General features: G+C 36.0%; 19 protein-coding genes and 1 riboswitch. Of the genes, 16 read left to right on the top strand and 3 right to left on the bottom strand.

From position 1 onward, the window contains the following. Window positions 1–81 precede the first annotated feature (81 nt). The 4 genes from NST14_RS27535 to NST14_RS27520 all read left to right on the top strand — a co-directional run bounded on the left by NST14_RS27535 (window position 82) and on the right by NST14_RS27520 (window position 4,392). A complete protein-coding gene (locus tag NST14_RS27535; RefSeq protein WP_000698252.1) occupies window positions 82–798 on the top strand; it encodes a LytR/AlgR family response regulator transcription factor in 717 nt (238 codons plus the stop codon). A 121-nt stretch (window positions 799–919) separates the two neighbouring features. Next, window positions 920–2,995, top strand: a complete 2,076-nt coding sequence (gene cstA / locus NST14_RS27530; protein WP_001259567.1) for a carbon starvation protein CstA — start codon at window positions 920–922, stop codon at window positions 2,993–2,995. Further along, a complete protein-coding gene (locus tag NST14_RS27525; protein ID WP_000919826.1) occupies window positions 2,988–3,191 on the top strand; it encodes a YbdD/YjiX family protein in 204 nt (67 codons plus the stop codon). The genes cstA and NST14_RS27525 overlap by 8 nt, the downstream gene beginning before the upstream one ends. 145 nt (window positions 3,192–3,336) lie before the next feature. After that, window positions 3,337–4,392 carry a GGDEF domain-containing protein gene (locus NST14_RS27520; RefSeq protein ID WP_000942885.1) on the top strand — a complete coding sequence of 352 codons (1,056 nt, stop codon included), beginning with the start codon at window positions 3,337–3,339 and terminating at the stop codon, window positions 4,390–4,392. Between the two features lie 84 nt (window positions 4,393–4,476). Here the strand turns inward: NST14_RS27520 and pdxK are convergent, their stop codons facing one another. Further along, the gene (gene pdxK / locus NST14_RS27515; RefSeq protein WP_000174249.1) at window positions 4,477–5,301 is read right to left on the bottom strand and encodes a pyridoxine/pyridoxal/pyridoxamine kinase; all 825 of its coding nucleotides are present in this window, start codon (window positions 5,299–5,301) and stop codon (window positions 4,477–4,479) included. Between the two features lie 135 nt (window positions 5,302–5,436). Between pdxK and NST14_RS27510 the strand changes: the two genes are divergently transcribed. The 3 genes from NST14_RS27510 to NST14_RS27500 all read left to right on the top strand — a co-directional run bounded on the left by NST14_RS27510 (window position 5,437) and on the right by NST14_RS27500 (window position 8,494). Beyond that, the gene (locus NST14_RS27510; protein WP_000485091.1) at window positions 5,437–7,008 is read left to right on the top strand and encodes a GAF domain-containing sensor histidine kinase; all 1,572 of its coding nucleotides are present in this window, start codon (window positions 5,437–5,439) and stop codon (window positions 7,006–7,008) included. Between the two features lie 20 nt (window positions 7,009–7,028). Next, window positions 7,029–7,676: a response regulator gene (locus NST14_RS27505; protein WP_000695784.1), complete on the top strand. Its 648-nt coding sequence runs from the start codon at window positions 7,029–7,031 to the stop codon at window positions 7,674–7,676. A 191-nt stretch (window positions 7,677–7,867) separates the two neighbouring features. Beyond that, complete coding sequence (locus NST14_RS27500; protein WP_000170050.1) at window positions 7,868–8,494, top strand: FMN-dependent NADH-azoreductase; 627 nt, start codon at window positions 7,868–7,870, stop codon at window positions 8,492–8,494. A gap of 61 nt (window positions 8,495–8,555) precedes the next feature. On the opposite strand, the gene NST14_RS27495 is transcribed toward NST14_RS27500, so the two are convergent. Next, complete coding sequence (locus NST14_RS27495) at window positions 8,556–9,227, bottom strand: transcriptional regulator YeiL (RefSeq protein ID WP_000868836.1); 672 nt, start codon at window positions 9,225–9,227, stop codon at window positions 8,556–8,558. A 106-nt stretch (window positions 9,228–9,333) separates the two neighbouring features. Between NST14_RS27495 and NST14_RS27490 the strand changes: the two genes are divergently transcribed. The 4 genes from NST14_RS27490 (at window position 9,334) to NST14_RS27475 (ending at window position 14,123) form a co-directional block, all read left to right on the top strand. Further along, window positions 9,334–10,029, top strand: a complete 696-nt coding sequence (locus tag NST14_RS27490; protein ID WP_000760172.1) for a YjjG family noncanonical pyrimidine nucleotidase — start codon at window positions 9,334–9,336, stop codon at window positions 10,027–10,029. A 272-nt stretch (window positions 10,030–10,301) separates the two neighbouring features. After that, a riboswitch (SAM riboswitch) is annotated at window positions 10,302–10,406 on the top strand. A 92-nt stretch (window positions 10,407–10,498) separates the two neighbouring features. Beyond that, the gene (locus NST14_RS27485; protein WP_061535961.1) at window positions 10,499–11,797 is read left to right on the top strand and encodes a bifunctional O-acetylhomoserine aminocarboxypropyltransferase/cysteine synthase; all 1,299 of its coding nucleotides are present in this window, start codon (window positions 10,499–10,501) and stop codon (window positions 11,795–11,797) included. Beyond that, a complete protein-coding gene (gene metA, locus NST14_RS27480; RefSeq protein WP_001121520.1) occupies window positions 11,781–12,686 on the top strand; it encodes a homoserine O-acetyltransferase MetA in 906 nt (301 codons plus the stop codon). Before NST14_RS27485 ends, metA begins: the two co-directional genes overlap by 17 nt. A 141-nt stretch (window positions 12,687–12,827) precedes the next feature. After that, window positions 12,828–14,123, top strand: a complete 1,296-nt coding sequence (locus NST14_RS27475; protein ID WP_229143354.1) for a homoserine dehydrogenase — start codon at window positions 12,828–12,830, stop codon at window positions 14,121–14,123. 23 nt (window positions 14,124–14,146) lie between these two features. On the opposite strand, the gene NST14_RS27470 is transcribed toward NST14_RS27475, so the two are convergent. Continuing rightward, the gene (locus tag NST14_RS27470; protein WP_000943413.1) at window positions 14,147–14,773 is read right to left on the bottom strand and encodes a YczE/YyaS/YitT family protein; all 627 of its coding nucleotides are present in this window, start codon (window positions 14,771–14,773) and stop codon (window positions 14,147–14,149) included. A 98-nt stretch (window positions 14,774–14,871) separates the two neighbouring features. Between NST14_RS27470 and NST14_RS27465 the strand changes: the two genes are divergently transcribed. Genes NST14_RS27465 through NST14_RS27445 form a run of 5 tightly spaced genes read left to right on the top strand, consistent with a single transcriptional unit; the run spans window position 14,872 to window position 19,337 of the window. Beyond that, window positions 14,872–15,849, top strand: a complete 978-nt coding sequence (locus NST14_RS27465) for a LacI family DNA-binding transcriptional regulator (protein ID WP_000181965.1) — start codon at window positions 14,872–14,874, stop codon at window positions 15,847–15,849. Window positions 15,850–15,859: 10 nt separating this feature from the next. After that, window positions 15,860–16,741, top strand: a complete 882-nt coding sequence (locus NST14_RS27460) for an SGNH/GDSL hydrolase family protein (protein ID WP_139120452.1) — start codon at window positions 15,860–15,862, stop codon at window positions 16,739–16,741. After that, complete coding sequence (locus tag NST14_RS27455) at window positions 16,738–17,655, top strand: ABC transporter ATP-binding protein (RefSeq protein ID WP_000207715.1); 918 nt, start codon at window positions 16,738–16,740, stop codon at window positions 17,653–17,655. The genes NST14_RS27460 and NST14_RS27455 overlap by 4 nt, the downstream gene beginning before the upstream one ends. After that, the gene (locus NST14_RS27450) at window positions 17,648–18,640 is read left to right on the top strand and encodes an ABC transporter permease subunit (RefSeq protein ID WP_001206493.1); all 993 of its coding nucleotides are present in this window, start codon (window positions 17,648–17,650) and stop codon (window positions 18,638–18,640) included. Before NST14_RS27455 ends, NST14_RS27450 begins: the two co-directional genes overlap by 8 nt. Window positions 18,641–18,659: 19 nt before the next feature. Beyond that, on the top strand, window positions 18,660–19,337 hold the full coding sequence (locus NST14_RS27445; RefSeq protein ID WP_000432522.1) for a uracil-DNA glycosylase: 678 nt from the start codon (window positions 18,660–18,662) through the stop codon (window positions 19,335–19,337). Window positions 19,338–19,357 lie beyond the last annotated feature (20 nt).

Raw genomic sequence — 19,357 nt, 5'->3', positions numbered from 1 at the left:
AGTAAGAAAAAGGGAATGTTCCTTATAAAAGCGAATGTATACAACAGGACATACGGACAAAAGAATTAGGTGGTTGAAGAAATGAAAATTTTACTGATCATGGAAGATGCAGAAGAGCGAAGAAGTTTAGTTGAAAAATTTACTGAAAATATAAGGAATGTAGAATGTTTTGAAGCAAATACAGGAACAGAATCATTATTTATGATGAAGAAGCATACACCAGATTTTGTTTTTTTAAATTCAAAATTACTAGATGGAACGGGTTTTGAATATGCAAGTTTATTACGGGAAGTAAATTGTTATACGAAATTTATTTTTATGGGTGAAGATATAGAAGAGTCCATTACAGCATTTCGTTTTCAAGCAGTTTATTATTTACTACGCCCATTTCGCGAGGAAGATTTGCAATTCCTTTTATATAGAATGGCTAAAGAGCAAGGTGAGAAAGCAAAGAGCTATTTGCGTAAACTACCGATAGAAGGTCAAGAGGGGATTCGGTATATTTTCCCTGAAGATATTGTATATGTAAGCAAAAATAAGGAAAACAAAACAGTTTCAATTTATACAACAAATAATCAGTATATTTCAACATATACACTCCAGGAGCTAGAAAATAAGCTAAATGCATATGATTTTTTACGTGTGCATAAAAGTTATTTAATTAATATGTCATATGTACAAGAGTTAAAGCCTTACTATAATGGCACATATAATCTGTATTTAGATAAATATGATGAGCAACCGATTCCAGTAAGTCGTAATTATGTGAAACGACTTCGAAATAAAATTGAATTATAGCAGATAATGCGAATTTTTTAACATGATAAACTAAAAATCCTTCATGATAGGGAGGATTCAAGTTAAATATTCAGAAAATTTAGTACAATCCCACTAAGAAATAGTATTGGGGGGATTGTATGTGAGAACATTGAAGTCGATTTTACTTTGGGGAGTTATTGCAGCAGTAGGAGCCGGGGCTTTTGGTGTAATAGCTTTATCACAAGGTGAAACTATTAATGCTGTATGGCTCTTAGTAGCTGCGGTATGTGTGTATGCAGTTGCTTATCGCTTTTATAGTAGATTTATAGCGAGAAAGGTATTCGGTTTAGATAATAATCGACAAACGCCAGCTCATACATTAAATGATGGAAAAGATTATGTTCCGACAAATAAATGGGTATTATTTGGGCATCATTTTGCAGCAATCGCTGGGGCTGGTCCTTTAGTAGGACCGATTTTGGCAGCACAAATGGGATATTTGCCAGGGACAATATGGATTATTGTAGGGGTAGTTGTCGCTGGAGCTGTGCAGGATTTTGTCATTTTATTTGCTTCGATGAGACGTAATGGTAAATCTCTCGGTGAAATGATTAAAGATGAGATTGGTCCTGTTACAGGACTTATTGCAATGATTGGTATTTTAGGCATTATGATTATTTTATTAGCAGTATTAGCATTAGTAGTAGTAAAGGCGCTTGTCGGAAGCCCTTGGGGAATGTTTACGATAGCAGCAACGATTCCTATTGCTATTTTAATGGGAGTATATATGCGCTACATTAGGCCTGGACGGGTTGGTGAAGGGTCAGTAATTGGAATTATCCTACTTATACTTTCTCTTATTGGAGGGCAGTATGTAGCGGAAAATCCAGCGCTTGCAAGCATGTTCACGTTTAGCGGAGAAACAATTGCTATAATGCTTATTGTATATGGATTTATCGCATCGGCATTACCAGTTTGGATGCTTTTAGCACCACGTGATTATTTAAGTACATTTTTAAAAGTCGGAACAATTGTAGGATTAGCAATCGGTATTTTAATTGTAGCACCAGATTTACAAATGCCAGCAGTTTCGAAATTTATTGATGGAACTGGTCCTGTGTTCTCTGGAAATTTATTCCCGTTCTTATTTATTACTATTGCCTGTGGTGCAGTGTCTGGATTCCATGCTCTTGTTTCATCAGGTACGACGCCGAAGATGATTGAGCAAGAGGGACACGCACAGCCAATCGGTTATGGAGCAATGTTAATGGAGTCGTTTGTAGCAGCCATGGCGATGATTGCAGCTTGTGTATTAACACCGGGAACGTACTTTGCAATTAATAGTCCTGCAGCACTTATCGGTACAGATGTCTCGCAGGCAGCTCAAGTTATTTCCTCATGGGGATTTGCTATTACACCAAATGAACTAAAAGATCTCGCTGTAAACGTTGGAGAGCAAACGATTTTATCACGTACAGGTGGTGCACCAACGTTAGCGATAGGTATGGCATATATTTTCTCAAAAGTAATAGGTGGAACGGCCATGATGGCATTTTGGTATCATTTTGCGATTCTCTTTGAAGCGTTATTCATTTTAACAACGATTGATGCTGGAACGCGCGTAGGTCGATTTATGATTCAAGATATTTTAGGGCATGTATATAAGCCATTTGGGAAAACGGATTCTACATTAGCGAATGTAATAGCTACAACGTTATGTGTGTTAGGATGGGGCTATTTCTTATATCAAGGGGTAGTTGATCCACTTGGTGGAATTAATACATTATGGCCACTTTTCGGTATTGCAAATCAAATGTTAGCAGGTATTGCGTTATTACTTGGAACGACAATTTTGTTCAAAATGGGAAAAAAGGCATATGTTTGGGTGACGCTTATTCCAACTGTCGGATTGCTTATTGTAACGATGACGGCGGGTTATCAAAAGCTATTTCATGAAAACCCTAAAATAGGATTTCTATCCCACGCAAAGGTGTTTCAAGGAGCATTAGATGAGGGGAAAGTGTTAGCGCCAGCTAAAAATGTGGCTCAAATGAAGCAAATTATTTTCAATGATTATATTGATGCGGCACTTTGTGGAATTTTTATGATAGTTGTAATCGCTGTATTAATTTCTGCAATTCGAATTTGGATTCAAGTATTAAGAAATAAGCCGATGCCGCTAAAAGAGGCACCATATATCCCTAAAGATGAAAGTGAGTCGAGGAACTATGCTTAAAAGACTACGGCAAGTATGGGGACAAAGGAAACACTTTATTAGCTTACTTGTTGGGGTACCAAGCTATGAAACATATGTAGAGCATATGAAAAAGCATCATCCAGAAAAAGAAGTTGTATGTCAAAAACAATTTTTTGCAGAAGCGCAAGAAGCAAGATTTAATGCAAAGGGCGGAAAAATCTCGCGCTGTTGTTAGTGAAAAGGACGAATTTTCGTCCTTTTTATTTTTTGCTGTTTCACGTGGAACAGCAAAAAATAAATAAAAATCTTTGGGAATTATAGGGATTTCGTATACAATAAAATAAGGAAAGGGATAGATAGAAAAGTAGGGAGATTATTTTATGTTAAGGGACTTATTTGTAAACACAACCATTATTCTTTCCTTTATTTTTATTGGAGGTCAGCTTTTAAGAGATAAACCGTTAAAAGAAGAGTTCTCTTTTTGGCAGAAATGTGTAGTAGGTATTTTTACTGGAATATTAAGTGTACTGTTGATGTACTTTGGCGTACATATTGGGGATATTATGTTAGATCTACGCTATTTAGCTGTTATTTTGGCAATTATAATTGGAGGTCCGATAGCTAGTAGTATAACAGTTACGATTATTTTAATTACCCGATTATTTTTAACCGAGTACTCTTTAGCCTCTGAATTGGCTTGTTATACTATTGTATTGATAGGTATTGGGGTTACTTTCATTTGGCGGATGAAAGTTTCTATGTTTACAAGATGGATCTGGTTTAATGTATATAGTTTATTTATTTTAGCGGTGCCACTTTCTATGCTGTTTAAGGATATGTCTATAGTAGCATTATATTTAGCTTGTAGTAGTGTTGCAGCATATATCACATTTATAAGCGCGAATTATGTATTGCAATCCAATGAGTTATTTCAAAAGATGAAGCAATATGCAACGATAGATGCATTGACAGGGTTAGGAAACGTAAGGCAGTTTGATTTAGAAATGAATCATCATATTGGTAATAAGCGCATGAAAAATGATTCACTTTGTTTACTACTTATAGATATTGATCATTTTAAGTCTGTAAACGATACGTACGGGCATCCTGCAGGAGATGAAGTATTAAAACAAATAGGGCGTATTTTACGAGAAGTTTCAACGTTTCCAGATTTGGTTTTTCGAAAGGGCGGAGAGGAGTTCGCGCTTCTTATACCACAGAAGGGATTAGCTTACGGAATGCGTAAGGGGGAACAAGTTCGCGCAGCTGTTGAAAAACATTCATTCCAATTGTTAGATGGAACAAAAATAAAAATTACAGTTTCAGTAGGAATTTCAGTATATGAACAATCACCAGAGCAATTTATTCAAGCTGCTGATGATGCATTATATTACTCCAAAAGAAATGGTAGAAATCAGGTCAGTTCTGCATCTTAAAGATAAGATGACCAGAAGAGCTTATAAATAAAAACACCCACAGAGAGGGGAAATACACACTCTGTGGGTGTTTTTATTTATAGGTTAGACAAGCTCTTTTGATACAACGAATTTACGATATGCACCGTGATGTGTTGGGCCTACGTATTCGTTGATCTTGAATGAATAACGGATAGCAGCTGTGATAAATTCTTTAGCAGTTTTTACTGCTTCTTTCACAGGTTTTCCTTTTGCAAGTTCTGCTGTAATTGCAGCAGAATATGTGCAACCTGCGCCGTGTGTATTTGTCGTATCAATTTTTTCTGATTCTAGAATGTCGAATGTCTCTCCATCATATAGGACGTCGATTGCAGTTTCGGTACCAAGCTTGCTACCGCCTTTAATTAGGACATATTTCGCACCTAAAGCATGGATTTTTTTCGCTGCTTCTTTCATGTCTTCAAGAGAATTAATCTTTACGCCACTTAATTGGTAAGCTTCAAATAAGTTTGGTGTGACAACTAATGCCTTTGGAACAAGAACGTCACGTAAGCAATCATTCGTTTCAGGATGTAATGCTTCATCAGCACCTTTACATACCATAACAGGGTCAACTACTACATTTTTGAAATTATGTTTTTCGATTGTTTCAGCAACCATTTCAATAATTTCTACCGATCCAAGCATACCTGTTTTTAAAGCATCTACGCCAACGCCCTCAATTGTCGTTTCTAATTGTGGTTTTAATGTAGAAGCTGGGATTGGGAATACGTTATGTGCCCAACCGTTATGTGGATCCATCGTTACGATTGTCGTAAGAGATGTCATTCCGTACACACCAAGTTCTTGGAATGTTTTTAAATCTGCTTGTATACCAGCACCGCCACTTGTGTCAGAACCAGCGATAGTAAGTGCTTTATTTAATGTCATTATGAAAAGCCCCCTCAGGTGATATAATGAAAACTATGTTTTCACCATTATATCAATGTTACGAATAAGTACAAAGTGAAAAGTAGATGATTTATGTTAGGAACTATGTAAAATCTTGTATGTAGGAGACGAATTATGTTTCAAGAGAATCGTACAAATGAATTAGTTATATTAAAAGAGATTGCAGAAACACTAAATACATCAAATGATACATATCATGTATTGCAAGCAGTACTAGAAAAATTGCTGAGTGTAACAGGTTTAACGACAGGATGGATATTTCTTGCGGATGAAAATGGTAGGTATACAAAATTAATTGATTATCAATTACCAGAGGCACTTACATATGAAAACAAACGTCCGATGTGTGAAGGAGAATGTTGGTGTTTACGTGGCTTTGTGGATGGAAAATTAGAACGAGCTGTTAATATTATTGAATGTAAAAGAATTAATAATGCAATTGAATATAATTGGGGAGATACAGAAGGAATTCTTCATCATGCTACGGTTCCTTTAAAGGCTGGAGGAGAAAAATTTGGTTTGTTAAATGTGGCAAGCCCAGGTAAAACACATTTTTCAGAAGAAGAATTAGTATTGCTTCAATCAGTTGCTTTCCAAATTGGAACGGCTTTAAAACGAGCAAAGTTATATGAAAATGAAAAGCGAAGAGCACATTATTATGTGAAATTAGAACGGTTCATTCAAGTTTTAAGAACGATTCATCAATTTAATATATTGCCTGAAAAAGTTGTAGGTCAATTAGGTGAAGTGTTTCAGTGGAATCAAGTCGCATTCTTTATTAGGGAAGAGAAAGAATTATCCTTGCGGGCATCTTATTGCCAGGAAGAATGGCAGGAGGATATAAAAGAAGCAGCGAAAGAAGCGTTAGAAAAAGGTGAACCTATTTTATTAAACGATCAAATCAGTCATAAGATTGCCTCTAATAGGACGGTTATCGCCACCCCAATACAGATTCAAACTCACATATTTGGTGTTTTATGTGTTAGTTCAAATAATGGTGAATTTGATGTAAATACGTTAGATGTACTTCAAGCAATAACAACTCATATTTCTTTCGTGATAGAAAATTTAAGGTTAAATGAGCAACGACGTGAACTCGTACGAATGGAAGAAAGAAATCGATTAGCAAGGGACTTACATGACTCTGTTTCACAAAAGCTATTTTCGTTAACCTTTATGACAAAAGGCGCTGAGGCGGTTTTAAAAGGTCAAAACGAAAAAGTGGATCGATCTTTGCATGATATGCGTGAACTAGCGCAAGGAGCTTTAAAAGAAATGAGGACGTTAATTTGGCAATTACGTCCAGCGGGTTTGGAGAAAGGATTATTACCAGCTTTAAAGCAATATGGTGAAAGTTTGGGATTGAAAATTCGAGAACAAGTTACAGGTGTCCGTGATTTGCCACGCGTAGTAGAGGAAGCGCTATGGAGAATTGGACAAGAAGCTTTAAATAATGTAAGTAAGCATGCAAATGTTAGAGAAGCGACGATTTATTTCAAAGTGACGGAGAAGAATGTATCATTAGAAATAGTCGATCAAGGAACCGGCTTCGTAGAAAAGGATATAAAAGAGAAGAAATCACTTGGCATGACTACGATGCGAGAAAGAGTAGAATTAGTCGGTGGAACAATTAAAATTGTAAGTGATAAGAAAAGGACAAGTGTAAAAATAAACGTACCATTATGATGTGAAAATGAGGGAAGTTTGTGAAAATAAAAGTATTGTTAGTTGATGATCATACAGTCGTTTTAAAAGGATTAGCATTTTTCTTAAGTACACAGGAAGATATAGAGTTAGTTGGAGAAGCAAGTAATGGGAAAGAGGCACTAATGAAAGTAGGGGAGACGAATCCTGATGTTGTACTAATGGATTTATATATGCCCGAAATGGATGGTGTTGAGGCGACAGCGTGTATTAAAAAAGAATATCCGGATGTGAAAGTAATTGTATTAACTAGCTTTTCTGATCAGGCGCATGTGTTACCAGCATTAAGGGCTGGAGCAAGCGGGTATATTTTAAAAGATGTAGAACCGGATCAGCTTGTTGAGGCTATTCGAAGTGCATATAAAGGTAATATTCAATTACATCCTGATATAGCAAATGCTCTTCTCTCTCAAACATTACCTGTAGAAGAAAAGGAAGAAGAGCCTTCTATTCAAGTGGATGTGTTAACAGCGAGAGAAAATGAAGTATTGCAGCTATTAGCGAAAGGGATGAGTAATAAAGAAATCGCTTCTGTTTTAGTTATTACGGAAAAAACGGTAAAAGCTCATGTAAGTAGTATTTTGAGTAAGTTGAATTTATCTGATCGTACGCAAGCAGCATTATATGCAGTAAAAAATGGAATTGTATAAGACGAAAGTCGTAAGACCTAGTTCGCCTTTAGAAGGTGGACTTTTTTTATGGAAAAATACGTCTATGTGAGGACGAAATTGTCTTGATATAAAGATAAAATATGTTTGTAAGCAACAAAACAACAATTACAAGGGATACCTTTTTTGAAAGCATATAACAACAGAAGAGTTAGTACTAGGAGGAAAACATAATGACAAAAGTTTTATTCGTAAAAGCAAACAACCGTCCAGCGGAACAAGCAGTTAGTGTAAAATTATATGAAGCGTTTTTAGCAAGTTACAAAGAAGCGCATCCAAACGATACAGTAGTAGAACTTGATTTATATAAAGAAGAATTACCATATGTAGGCGTAGATATGATTAATGGTACATTCAAAGCTGGTAAAGGGTTTGATTTAACTGAAGAGGAAGCAAAAGCAGTAGCAGTTGCTGATAAGTATTTAAATCAATTCCTAGAAGCTGATAAAGTCGTTTTCGGTTTCCCATTATGGAACTTAACGATTCCAGCAGTGTTACACACATATATTGATTATTTAAACCGTGCTGGTAAAACGTTTAAATATACGCCAGAAGGTCCAGTTGGTCTAATTGGAGATAAGAAGATTGCATTATTAAACGCGCGCGGCGGTGTATACTCTGAAGGTCCCGCAGCAGAAGTAGAAATGGCTGTTAAATATGTAGCAAGCATGATGGGCTTCTTCGGCGCAACAAACATGGAAACAGTAGTTATTGAAGGACATAACCAATTCCCAGATAAAGCAGAAGAAATCATTACAGCTGGTCTTGAAGAAGCAGCTAAAGTAGCAAGTAAATTTTAATTGAAAATAGAATCGTCACTCAAAAAAGTAGCATTAACAGATAAACGTTAATGCTACTTTTTTATATTTTAAGTTCGTCAGCTAGTTTTTCTAACTGAATTCGATCTTGTATGTAATAGGTTCTTCCATCTTTCTTTAAGTAATTTTGTTGGCAAAATTGGTTTAATACATATAAAAGGTGACGGTAGCTAACATTTAAGTATTCCGAAACCTCAGTATGTTTTTCTATATAACTGTTATTTTGTTCTGTTAATAGAATAAACGCCGCTAATCGATTTTCGAACGGATAACTATTATTTTTAGCATAACTTTCTGTTCGGGTAATGGTTTTCTCACCGATAAATTTGCATAGTTTCTGTAGAAAGGTAGCATCTTGTAACAAAAGATGCTGACAATCTTTAAGAGGAAGCGCTAAGCATATACAATCTTCCATTACTTCCACCGTTTTCGTAACAGATTCTACGCCAATTAATCCTAATTCCCCAATGAACGAAGGTGCCTGAATAAAGTTAATCAAGGAGACCTTTCCGTTTTTGTGACTCATATATATTTTTGCTTTCCCAGAAATTAAGTAATAAAGATAAGGAACATCGACCCCTTCATTACATATCTTTTCTCTCTTCTGAAAGGAATGTAGTTCAGCATACGGTAAGATATCAAAAGAAAAAAGAGTATGGAAATTGTAAGTTTGTATGTAATGAGAGATTTCTTCGCTATTTCTGCTGACTTTCATGTTTTCACCTCATGTTTAGTATGAGATATCTCCTATTATTTTTACAAGAAAGAATGATACGATTTACGTAAATTTGTTTTTGTAGAAAAGAGAGTGTGAAGGGCTTATGAAAAAATATAAAACATTATTATTCGATGTAGATGATACATTGTTGGATTTTCAAAAGGCAGAAAAATCGGCATTACGTATGCTTTTTGAAGAGAAAGGAATGTCTCTCACTAGCGAGATTGAAGCGCAATATAAAAAAATTAATAAAAGTCTTTGGACTGCTTTTGAAGAAGGTGAAATAAATCGTGATGAAGTTGTAAATACACGATTTTCAATTTTGTTTAAAGAATACGGGGAAGAAGTAGATGGGATATTATTCGAAAATAATTATCGCAGTTACTTAGAAGAAGGAAATCAGCTCATGGAAGGTGCCTTACAATTTATAAATCAAATTCAAAGTGAGTACGATTTATATATAGTGACAAACGGTATTTCTAAGACGCAAGATAAACGATTACGTAATGCAGGGTTACATGCCTTGTTTCAAGATATTTTCGTTTCTGAAGATACAGGTTATCAAAAGCCGATGAAAGAGTATTTTGATTATGTTTTTGAAAGGATTCCTAACTTTGTGCCTGAAGAAGGGCTCATTATTGGGGATTCGTTAAGCGCTGATATGAAAGGTGGATATGTAGCGGGAATTGATACTTGTTGGTTTAATCCAGAAAGGAAATTAAATGATAGTGGGATTATACCGACATATGAAGTGCATAATTTTGAGGAGTTATATGCATTATTGAAGCAACATGTGTAATGAGAATAGGCAGTGGAACTTTTGTCCACACTGCCTATTTTTTTATTTGTAGTTTCGTTATGTTTTGGAAGTGGAAATGCATTTCCGATAGTAGCTGCCCCAAGCATTGGTAATAGTAAATTAAGCGGAGGTTTTAAAAGGTCTTTTTCAAATGGATATAGAATATATTTCTTTTGTTATGTACATTAAGTTCTTTGTATTTAATTTAGAACATTCAGAAAAACTAATTGACATGAGGAAATTATTGCTATAAAATCAACGGTAATTGCATAGTCTTATCAAGAAAAGGTGGAGGGACAGGCCCGATGAAACCTTGGCAACAGCCGTATAACGGAATTGTGCCAAATCCTGCAGGTAATAACCCTGAGAGATAAGAAAGAGCCTTTAGAGCGTGTTTTCAAACTGCTCCTTTCTTGTTTTCAGGAAAGGGGCAGTTTTTTATTTTGTATAAAAGAAAGGAGAATAAGAAATGGGAGAATCATGGGGGAAAGGAACGATTTGTGTGCAAGGTGGCTATACGCCAAAGAATGGTGAACCGCGTGTTTTACCGCTTTATCAAAGTACAACGTATAAATACGATACTTCAGATGATTTAGCAGCGCTATTTAATTTAGAGGCAGAAGGATATATCTACACGCGTATTGGAAATCCTACTTTAGCTGCATTTGAGCAAAAGTTAGCGGATTTAGAGGGTGGTGTAGGTGCTGTTGCAACAGCTTCTGGGCAAGCTGCTATTATGCTTGCTGTTTTAAATATTTGTAGTAGCGGAGACCACTTGCTTTGTTCTTCCACAGTTTATGGCGGGACGTTTAATTTATTTGGAGTGAGTTTGCGTAAACTTGGTATCGATGTTACATTCTTTAATCCGAATTTAACTGCTGATGAAATTGTGGCCCTTGCTAATGATAAGACGAAACTTGTTTATGCAGAATCGCTAGGAAATCCGGCGATGAACGTTTTAAATTTCAAAGAACTTTCAGATGCAGCGAAAGAGTTGGAAGTACCTTTTATCGTGGATAATACATTGGCAACTCCTTATTTATGCCAAGCATTTGAACATGGAGCAAATATTATCGTTCATTCTACGACGAAATATATTGATGGTCATGCAAGTTCGTTAGGTGGCATTGTAATTGACGGAGGGAACTTCGATTGGACAAACGGGAAATATCCTGAACTAGTTGAACCGGATCCAAGTTATCACGGCGTAAGTTACGTTCAAAATTTTGGTGCAGCAGCTTATATTGTGAAGGCACGTGTTCAATTATTAAGAGACTACGGAAACTGTATGAGCCCATTTAATGCGTATATTAGCAATATCGGCTTAGAAACATTGCATTTACGAATGGAGCGTCATAGTGAAAATGCTCTTGCAGTTGCTAAATGGCTTGCTGATCATGAACGTATTGAATGGGTGAATTATCCGGGATTAAATAGTAATGAAAATTATTCGTTAGCACAAAAGTATTTGAAAAAAGGTGCGAGTGGTGTTTTAACATTCGGCATTAAGGGAGGATTAGAAGCAGCAAAAGAATTTATCGCAAATGTAAAACTAGCAACTCTCGTAACGCATGTAGCTGATGCACGAACTTGCGTTATACATCCTGCTAGTACAACGCATAGACAATTAAGTGCCGAAAATCAGCGCTTAGCTGGCGTCACATCAGATTTAATTCGTTTATCAGTTGGTATAGAAGATGTTTCGGATATTATTGCAGATTTAGAAGCAGCGCTAGTCGGAGGCAAACAACATGCCGATCATAATTGATAAAGATTTGCCAGCTCGCAAAGTGTTGCAGGAGGAAAATATTTTTGTAATGACAAAAGAGCGAGCAGAAACACAAGATATTCGGGCATTGAAAATTGCTATATTAAATTTAATGCCTACAAAGCAAGAAACAGAAGCGCAATTACTTCGTTTAATTGGAAATACACCGTTGCAATTAGATGTTCATTTACTTCATATGGAATCGCATTTGTCTCGTAATGTTGCACAGGAACATTTAACGAGTTTCTATAAAACATTCCGTGATATTGAGAATGAGAAATTTGATGGACTCATTATTACAGGAGCACCAGTTGAAACCCTTTCTTTTGAAGAGGTAGATTATTGGGAAGAGCTTAAACGTATTATGGAGTATTCAAAAACGAATGTAACATCTACGCTTCATATTTGCTGGGGGGCACAGGCTGGTTTGTATCATCATTATGGCGTTCCAAAGTATCCTCTTAAGGAAAAAATGTTTGGTGTATTTGAACATGAAGTCCGTGAGCAACATGTGAAACTGTTACAAGGTTTTGATGAATTGTTTTTCGCCCCGCATTCGCGTCATACAGAAGTACGAGAGAGTGATATTAGAGAGGTGAAAGAATTAACATTATTAGCAAACTCTGAGGAAGCAGGTGTTCACCTTGTTATTGGGCAAGAAGGAAGACAAGTGTTTGCGCTCGGGCATAGTGAATATAGTTGTGATACGTTAAAGCAAGAATACGAACGGGACCGCCAAAAAGGGTTAAATATTGATGTGCCGAAAAACTATTTTAAGCATAATAATCCAAATGAGAAGCCGCTTGTAAGGTGGAGAAGCCATGGGAATCTATTATTCTCTAATTGGCTGAATTATTACGTGTATCAAGAAACCCCTTATGTATTATAAAAAAAGATTGTGTCACACGTGGCAACGTTTTCTTTGTAAAGATTAATCTATATTTTTCCGAATGTTCAAAAAACATTGTTTTTCAGATTTTTTATTCATATAATTTCATCTAAACACAATTTTTGAGGGGTGGACAGTATTATGAAAGAAATTCAAGTTGGCTTATTAGGTCTTGGGACAGTTGGTAGCGGAGTAGTTCGTATCATTACAGATCACCAAGAGCGACTTATACACCAAGTAGGTTGTCCTGTAAAAGTAACGAAAGTACTAGTACAAAATATTGAAAAAGAGAGAGAAGTAGAGGTACCTTCTACTCTATTAACACAAGATGCACATGAAATTTTAGACAATCCAAACATCCACGTTGTCATCGAAGTAATGGGTGGCATTGATGATGCAAAAGCATATATTTTGCAAGCTTTACAAAGCGGGAAGCATGTTGTGACTGCCAATAAAGATTTAATGGCGTTACATGGGGCGGAACTATTAGCGGTAGCAAAAGATAATAAAGCAGATTTGTTTTATGAAGCAAGTGTAGCCGGAGGGATTCCGATTTTACGAAGTATTGTAGAGGGACTTTCTTCAGATCTTATTACGAAAGTAATGGGAATTGTAAATGGAACGACAAATTTTATTTTGACGAAAATGTCAGATGAAGGGAGAGCATATAACGACGTGTTAAAAGAAGCCCAGCAACTTGGATTTGCAGAAGCGGATCCAACATCAGATGTAGAAGGTTTAGATGCAGCAAGAAAAATGACAATTTTGGCTACCCTTGGTTTCTCTACAAATGTAGAGCTTGGAGATGTGAAGGTAAAAGGGATTACTTCTATTACAGAGGAAGATATCGAATACAGTAAGAGTTTAGGTTACACGATTAAACTAATCGGTCTTGCGAAGCGAGATGGTGAAAAATTAGAGGTTACAGTTGAACCGACTTTACTTCCAAATACACATCCTCTTGCGGCCGTGCAAAATGAATATAACGCTGTATATGTGTATGGTGAAGCAGTTGGAGAAACGATGTTTTATGGACCAGGTGCAGGAAGTTTACCGACAGCAACAGCTGTTGTTTCCGATTTAGTAGCTGTAATGCAAAATATTAGATTAGGGGTAACAGGAAATAGTGCTGTAGTCCCGCAATATCAAAAAGTATTAAAAGAGCCAGACGAAATTGTTGTGAAGAAATTTTTAAGACTTCATGTGAAAGATGAAATTGGTGTATTTGCAAAAATTACTTCGTTATTCTCTGAGCGTGGCGTTAGCTTTGAAAAAATTATTCAAATGCCACTTGAAGAGAAAGGAAAAGCTGAAATTGTAATTGTAACGCATCGTGCTTCTCTTGCTGATTATGATTATATTCTACATACGTTGCAAGGGTATGAAGAAATAGATTGTTTGAAAGCAAACTATCGAATTGAAGGGGATGCAAAGTAGTATCTCCTCTAAGAAAAAACCTATTAAGCGGCTTGCTTAATAGGTTTTTTTCTATTTAAAATCTTCGTACCAACTTGAATAAATGCTTGGATAATCCAGCCTGTTGTAAAAGATAAGATGATTGTTCCAAAATAGATAGGTCCATCTAATAAAAAGCTTAATGTTAAAAATAAGAATGCTAACGAAATTTCTGTTCTTCTAAATGTCCATTTCTTTTTCTCAGCAACTGTTAAAACGAAAGCTTCTTGCGGTGCTGCACAAAGGTTTGTAGAGACATAAAGACCAATTCCGGCTCCAACGAATAGATTTCCGCAAATAAGTGTTATATATTTTGGAAGAGAACGGACAGCGTCCATAATAGTTGTAATGGAACCAATCCAATCAACAAAAAGAGAGATAAGAACCATTGTTACGATTGTACCGATTGTAATTTGTCTTTTATTCCAAAAGAGGACGATAAGGGTAAAGGCAAAATTAATCATGAAAATCCAAAAACCGATACTTATCCCGAAATTTTGATATAGTGCAATAAAGAAGGAATCATAAGGGCTAAGTCCAAAGGAAGTAATGGTCGTCATCATATTAATACCGATGGCGAGAATGAGTAGACCACCAATGAAAAATATATATTCTAATTTGAATCGAAGCATAGTTGTATATCCTTTCAAAATGTATTTGCTAGGAAAGGATATATTGTGGAAAGCTTACCAGGTCAAGGGAGAATTTTTGCAGGGAAGGGGAAAATGAGATGACGAATATAAGAAAGATTGCTGAACTTGCTGGGGTATCTGTTTCAACTGTTTCACGTGTACTAAATAATCATCCATATGTGAATGAACAGAAGCGAAAAGAAATTTTAGCAATTATAGAAGAATTAAACTATACGCAAAATGTGAATGCAATTCATTTAGTGAAAGGAAAAACGAATGTAATTGGCGTTTTATTACCGCACGTTAATGATCAATATTATAGTGCCATTATTGAGGGAATATCAAAGGAAACAGCAAAGAATAATTATAATATGATGCTTTGTCAGACGAATTATAGCGAGGAAAGAGAATTAGAAATTTTGAATATGTTAAAAATGAAAAAGCTTGATGGGGTTATTATATGTTCTCGGGCAAATAGTAAGGAGAAGCTCGAAGAATATACGAAATTCGGCCCGATTGTTATGTGTGAAGAAATAGATTCAAAATGCATTTCAAGTGTACATGTTGATTACTATAAAGTGTTTTCACAAGGGATGAAAAACTTAATAGATGCTGGTCATACACGTATTGGGTATTGCATTGGAAGAAGTAATAGCATTAATAGCCAGAGAAGAAAACAAGCATATGCGGATTCACTTCAACAGATTGCTGAAAAACCGATAGGAACTTGGAAGTTTGAAGGCTGTTTTACGGTGGAAGATGGGCGTAATGTAATTAGGGAGTGGGCCTCTATGTCAGTAAAGCCAACTGCGTTTCTTGTATCTTGTAACCATATTGCAGCGGGAATGGTAACGGAGGCGAAAAAACAAAGAATTCGTATTCCAGAAGATATTACGATTATTGGTTGTGATGATCAAGATGTAGCAGACATTTTAGGCATTACGACGATTTCATATTCTAGTAAAAATGTTGGTGTGAAGGCATTTGAATTATTATATGAAAAGATTAATGATGAGCAAATAGATGTAAAGCACGTAGAGTTATTGCCAGAATTCGTACAAAGGGAAACAACATAATAGATAAGGTATGAAAATCGCTTTTCAAAATTGCGTTTGGTATAATTATGGACAATCTATGAGGGCTAAAAGGGGTTTTGATATGAGATCAAAAGTGGTAAAAGTAATTCTACTCATTACAATTGCATCTTTCTGTTTATTTGCATATGGCTTTGTTTCAAGTGTAAATGATGTATTAAATCCGAAAGCTTCAAATGTAATTAAAAAGACCGATGTAGTGGCGAAGGAGAAAAAGAAAACGGGAACGTTACAAATCGTCAGTTTAGGTGATTCATTAACGCGTGGCGTTGGTGATAAAGAAGGAATTGGCTATGTTGGGCGAATGAAAGAGGATTTACAAAAAGATTATAAGCAAAAAATTGCATTAACAAATTTAGCAGTTAGTGGTGCAAAAATGCCCGATTTATTAAAACAAATTGAAAGTAATGGCGCTCAATATTCAATTAAACAAGCAGATGTAATCGTGTTAACCATTGGTGGGAATGATTTGTTCCCAGGCTGGGAATCGCTTGGGAAAATAGATTTAGAGACGTATCGTCCTGACACAGAAACATTTCAAAATGAAGCAAAGAAAATTATAGAAGAAATTCGTAAATTAAATACAGATAGTCCGATTTTTTGGCTTGGCTTATACAATCCTTTTGAAGATGTAGAAGATTTAAAAGGGTCTTCAAACATTGTTGTGGACTGGAATGCATCTTTAGAGAAGTTAGCGCTAAACGATAAAAATGTGTATATTACACCGACATTTGATTTATTCCAAAACCGTGGGAAAGATTTATTATACTCTGATCATTTTCATCCGAACGAAGTAGGTTATACGTATATGGCAGAACGTTTAGTTCAAAATGTTGTAAGTAAATTAAAACTAGAACAAGGAGGGGTAAAATGACGACGATACTTTCCGTACGAGACTTGAAGAAGGTAATTGGAAAGAAGACTCTTGTAGAGAATATTTCCTTTGATGTAAAGCAAGGAGAAGTGTTCGGGTTCTTAGGACCAAATGGTGCTGGAAAGACGACTACCATTCGAATGTTAGTTGGATTGATTAAGGCGACAGAAGGTACGATTTCTATCGGTGGTTATTCGATTAAGGAAAATTTTAGAGAAGCGATGCGTCAAATTGGGAGTATCGTTGAAAACCCAGAGTTGTATACATATTTAACGGGATGGGAAAATTTAAAGCAATTTGCTCGTATGTTAGGTGATATATCAGATGAACGTATTATTGAAATTGCTGAAATGGTTCATTTAGATGAAAGAATTCATGACAAGGTAAAAACGTACTCACTTGGTATGAAACAACGGCTTGGAATTGCGCAGGCGCTCCTTGGGAATCCAAAATTGCTCATATTAGATGAGCCAACGAATGGTTTAGATCCAGCAGGGATTAGAGAACTTAGGGAATTTATACATAAGCTTGTAAAAGAAGAAAATATGAGCGTGTTTATTTCAAGTCACTTGCTAAGTGAGGTGCAAATGATATGCGATCGCGTTGCTATTATTCATAAAGGAAAGATGATAACAGTTGCCAAAGTTGAAGAATTAATTAAAACAGCAAGTGACCGCGTAGAATGGATTGTTACGCCGATTGGGAAGGCAAAAGATATGCTAGAAGATGCTGAGGAAGTAAGAGAAGTGAGTATAGAAGGTGATCGATTACTATGCCGCATGAATATCGCATCTATAAGTAATTGGAATAAACATTTTGTAGAAAACGGGATAGATGTACATAGTGTTAAGGAACTTGTATTTACGCTAGAAGATTTATTTATTGAACTCACAAGGGGTGAGCAGCATGCGTGAATTTGCGAATCTAGTTTTAAACGAATCGGAGAAGATTTATCGTAAGAAGCGTATTTTTGTTGTTATGCTTATTTTAGCAATCTTGATCCCGCTTTTTGTGTATGCGCAGTATCGTGAAATAGAAACGACACAAAAAAGACTCGGTACAACTGATTGGAAGGTTTCATTGCAACAGCAAATTGTTGATTCCCAGAACCGGTTGAACAATTCTAGGTTGCCAGAAGAATGGCGTGATTGGTTAAAGGTAAGAGTTGAGCAGCAACAATATTATTTAGATCATGATATTAACCCGATGGCACCGGGCGCACCAACTTTTGTAAGGGCGTTTATTGAGCAAGGAATTACATTATTTATTCCACTTCTCGTAATGATTGTCGCCATTGATATTGTTTCAGGAGAACGAAGTGATGGAACGATGAAGATGTTACTTACGCGGCCGATTAGGCGCTGGAAAATACTCCTTAGTAAATACGTAACGATGTTATTTTTCATTTCGCTCATACTGCTCCTTGTAGGTGTGTTTGCATACATATTATCAGGGCTTGTATTTGGATACTCGGGATGGAATTTACCTGTGTTAACTGGATTTGTTATTGATAAGGAAACGTTAAATACGAATTTTGTACATCTTATTCCGCAATGGCAATATATCTTGATGGCGTATGGATTAGCTTGGTTTGTTGCTATCGTTGTTGGAACTATATCATTTATGGTCTCTGTTTTAATTCGTAATACACCAGCTGGTATGGGCGTTATGCTAGCTGCATTAATTGCAGGCGGTATTTTAAGCTCGTTCGCAACATCTTGGGAAGGTGCGAAATATATTTTTAGTGTGAATTTATCATTAACAGATTATCTATCAGGGAAACTACCTGCATTACAAGGTTTATCGATGGGGTTTTCTTTGATGAACTTAACTGTTTGGGGAGTTGTGTCTCTTATCATTTCATTTGTAGTATTTACAAAGCAGGATATGGTGAATTAATTGGACGGGAAGTGACAGTATGGAAAATGTTTTAAAGAATGATTGGGAGCCACTATTGGCACCAGAATTTGAGAAAGAATATTATCGTAAGCTAGCTGATTTTTTGAAAGAAGAGTACAGTACACATGTTGTTTACCCAAAGAAAGAAGATATTTTTAACGCTCTAGAGTATACAAGTTATGAAAATACAAAGGTCGTTATTTTAGGACAAGACCCATATCATGGGCCGAATCAAGCGCATGGTTTAAGCTTTTCTGTACAACCTGGTGTTAAAACGCCACCGTCATTGTTAAATATGTATAAAGAGCTTCGAGATGAATATGGGTATGACATTCCGAATAACGGTTATTTAGTGAAATGGGCAGAGCAAGGAGTATTACTACTAAATACTGTATTAACAGTTCGACAAGGCGAAGCAAATTCTCATAAGGGAAAAGGATGGGAGCATTTCACTGATCGTGTAATTGAGCTGTTGAATGAACGTGAAAAGCCAGTTATTTTCATATTGTGGGGACGCCATGCACAGGCGAAGAAGAAGTTAATTACAAATTCAAATCATCATATTATCGAATCTGTACATCCAAGCCCACTATCAGCAAGACGAGGTTTCTTTGGGAGTAAGCCATACTCTAAAGTAAATACGATTTTAGCTAATATGGGCGAGAGAGAAATTGATTGGGAAATTCCAAATTTATAAATAGAAAAGGTAGTTAACAG

The sequence above is a fragment of the Bacillus sp. FSL W8-0519 genome, from assembly GCF_038005585.1.
Lineage (GTDB): Bacteria > Bacillota > Bacilli > Bacillales > Bacillaceae_G > Bacillus_A > Bacillus_A paranthracis.
The sequence above is the reverse complement of the archived record's forward strand: the minus strand, read 5'-3'. Positions and strand labels throughout refer to the sequence as shown.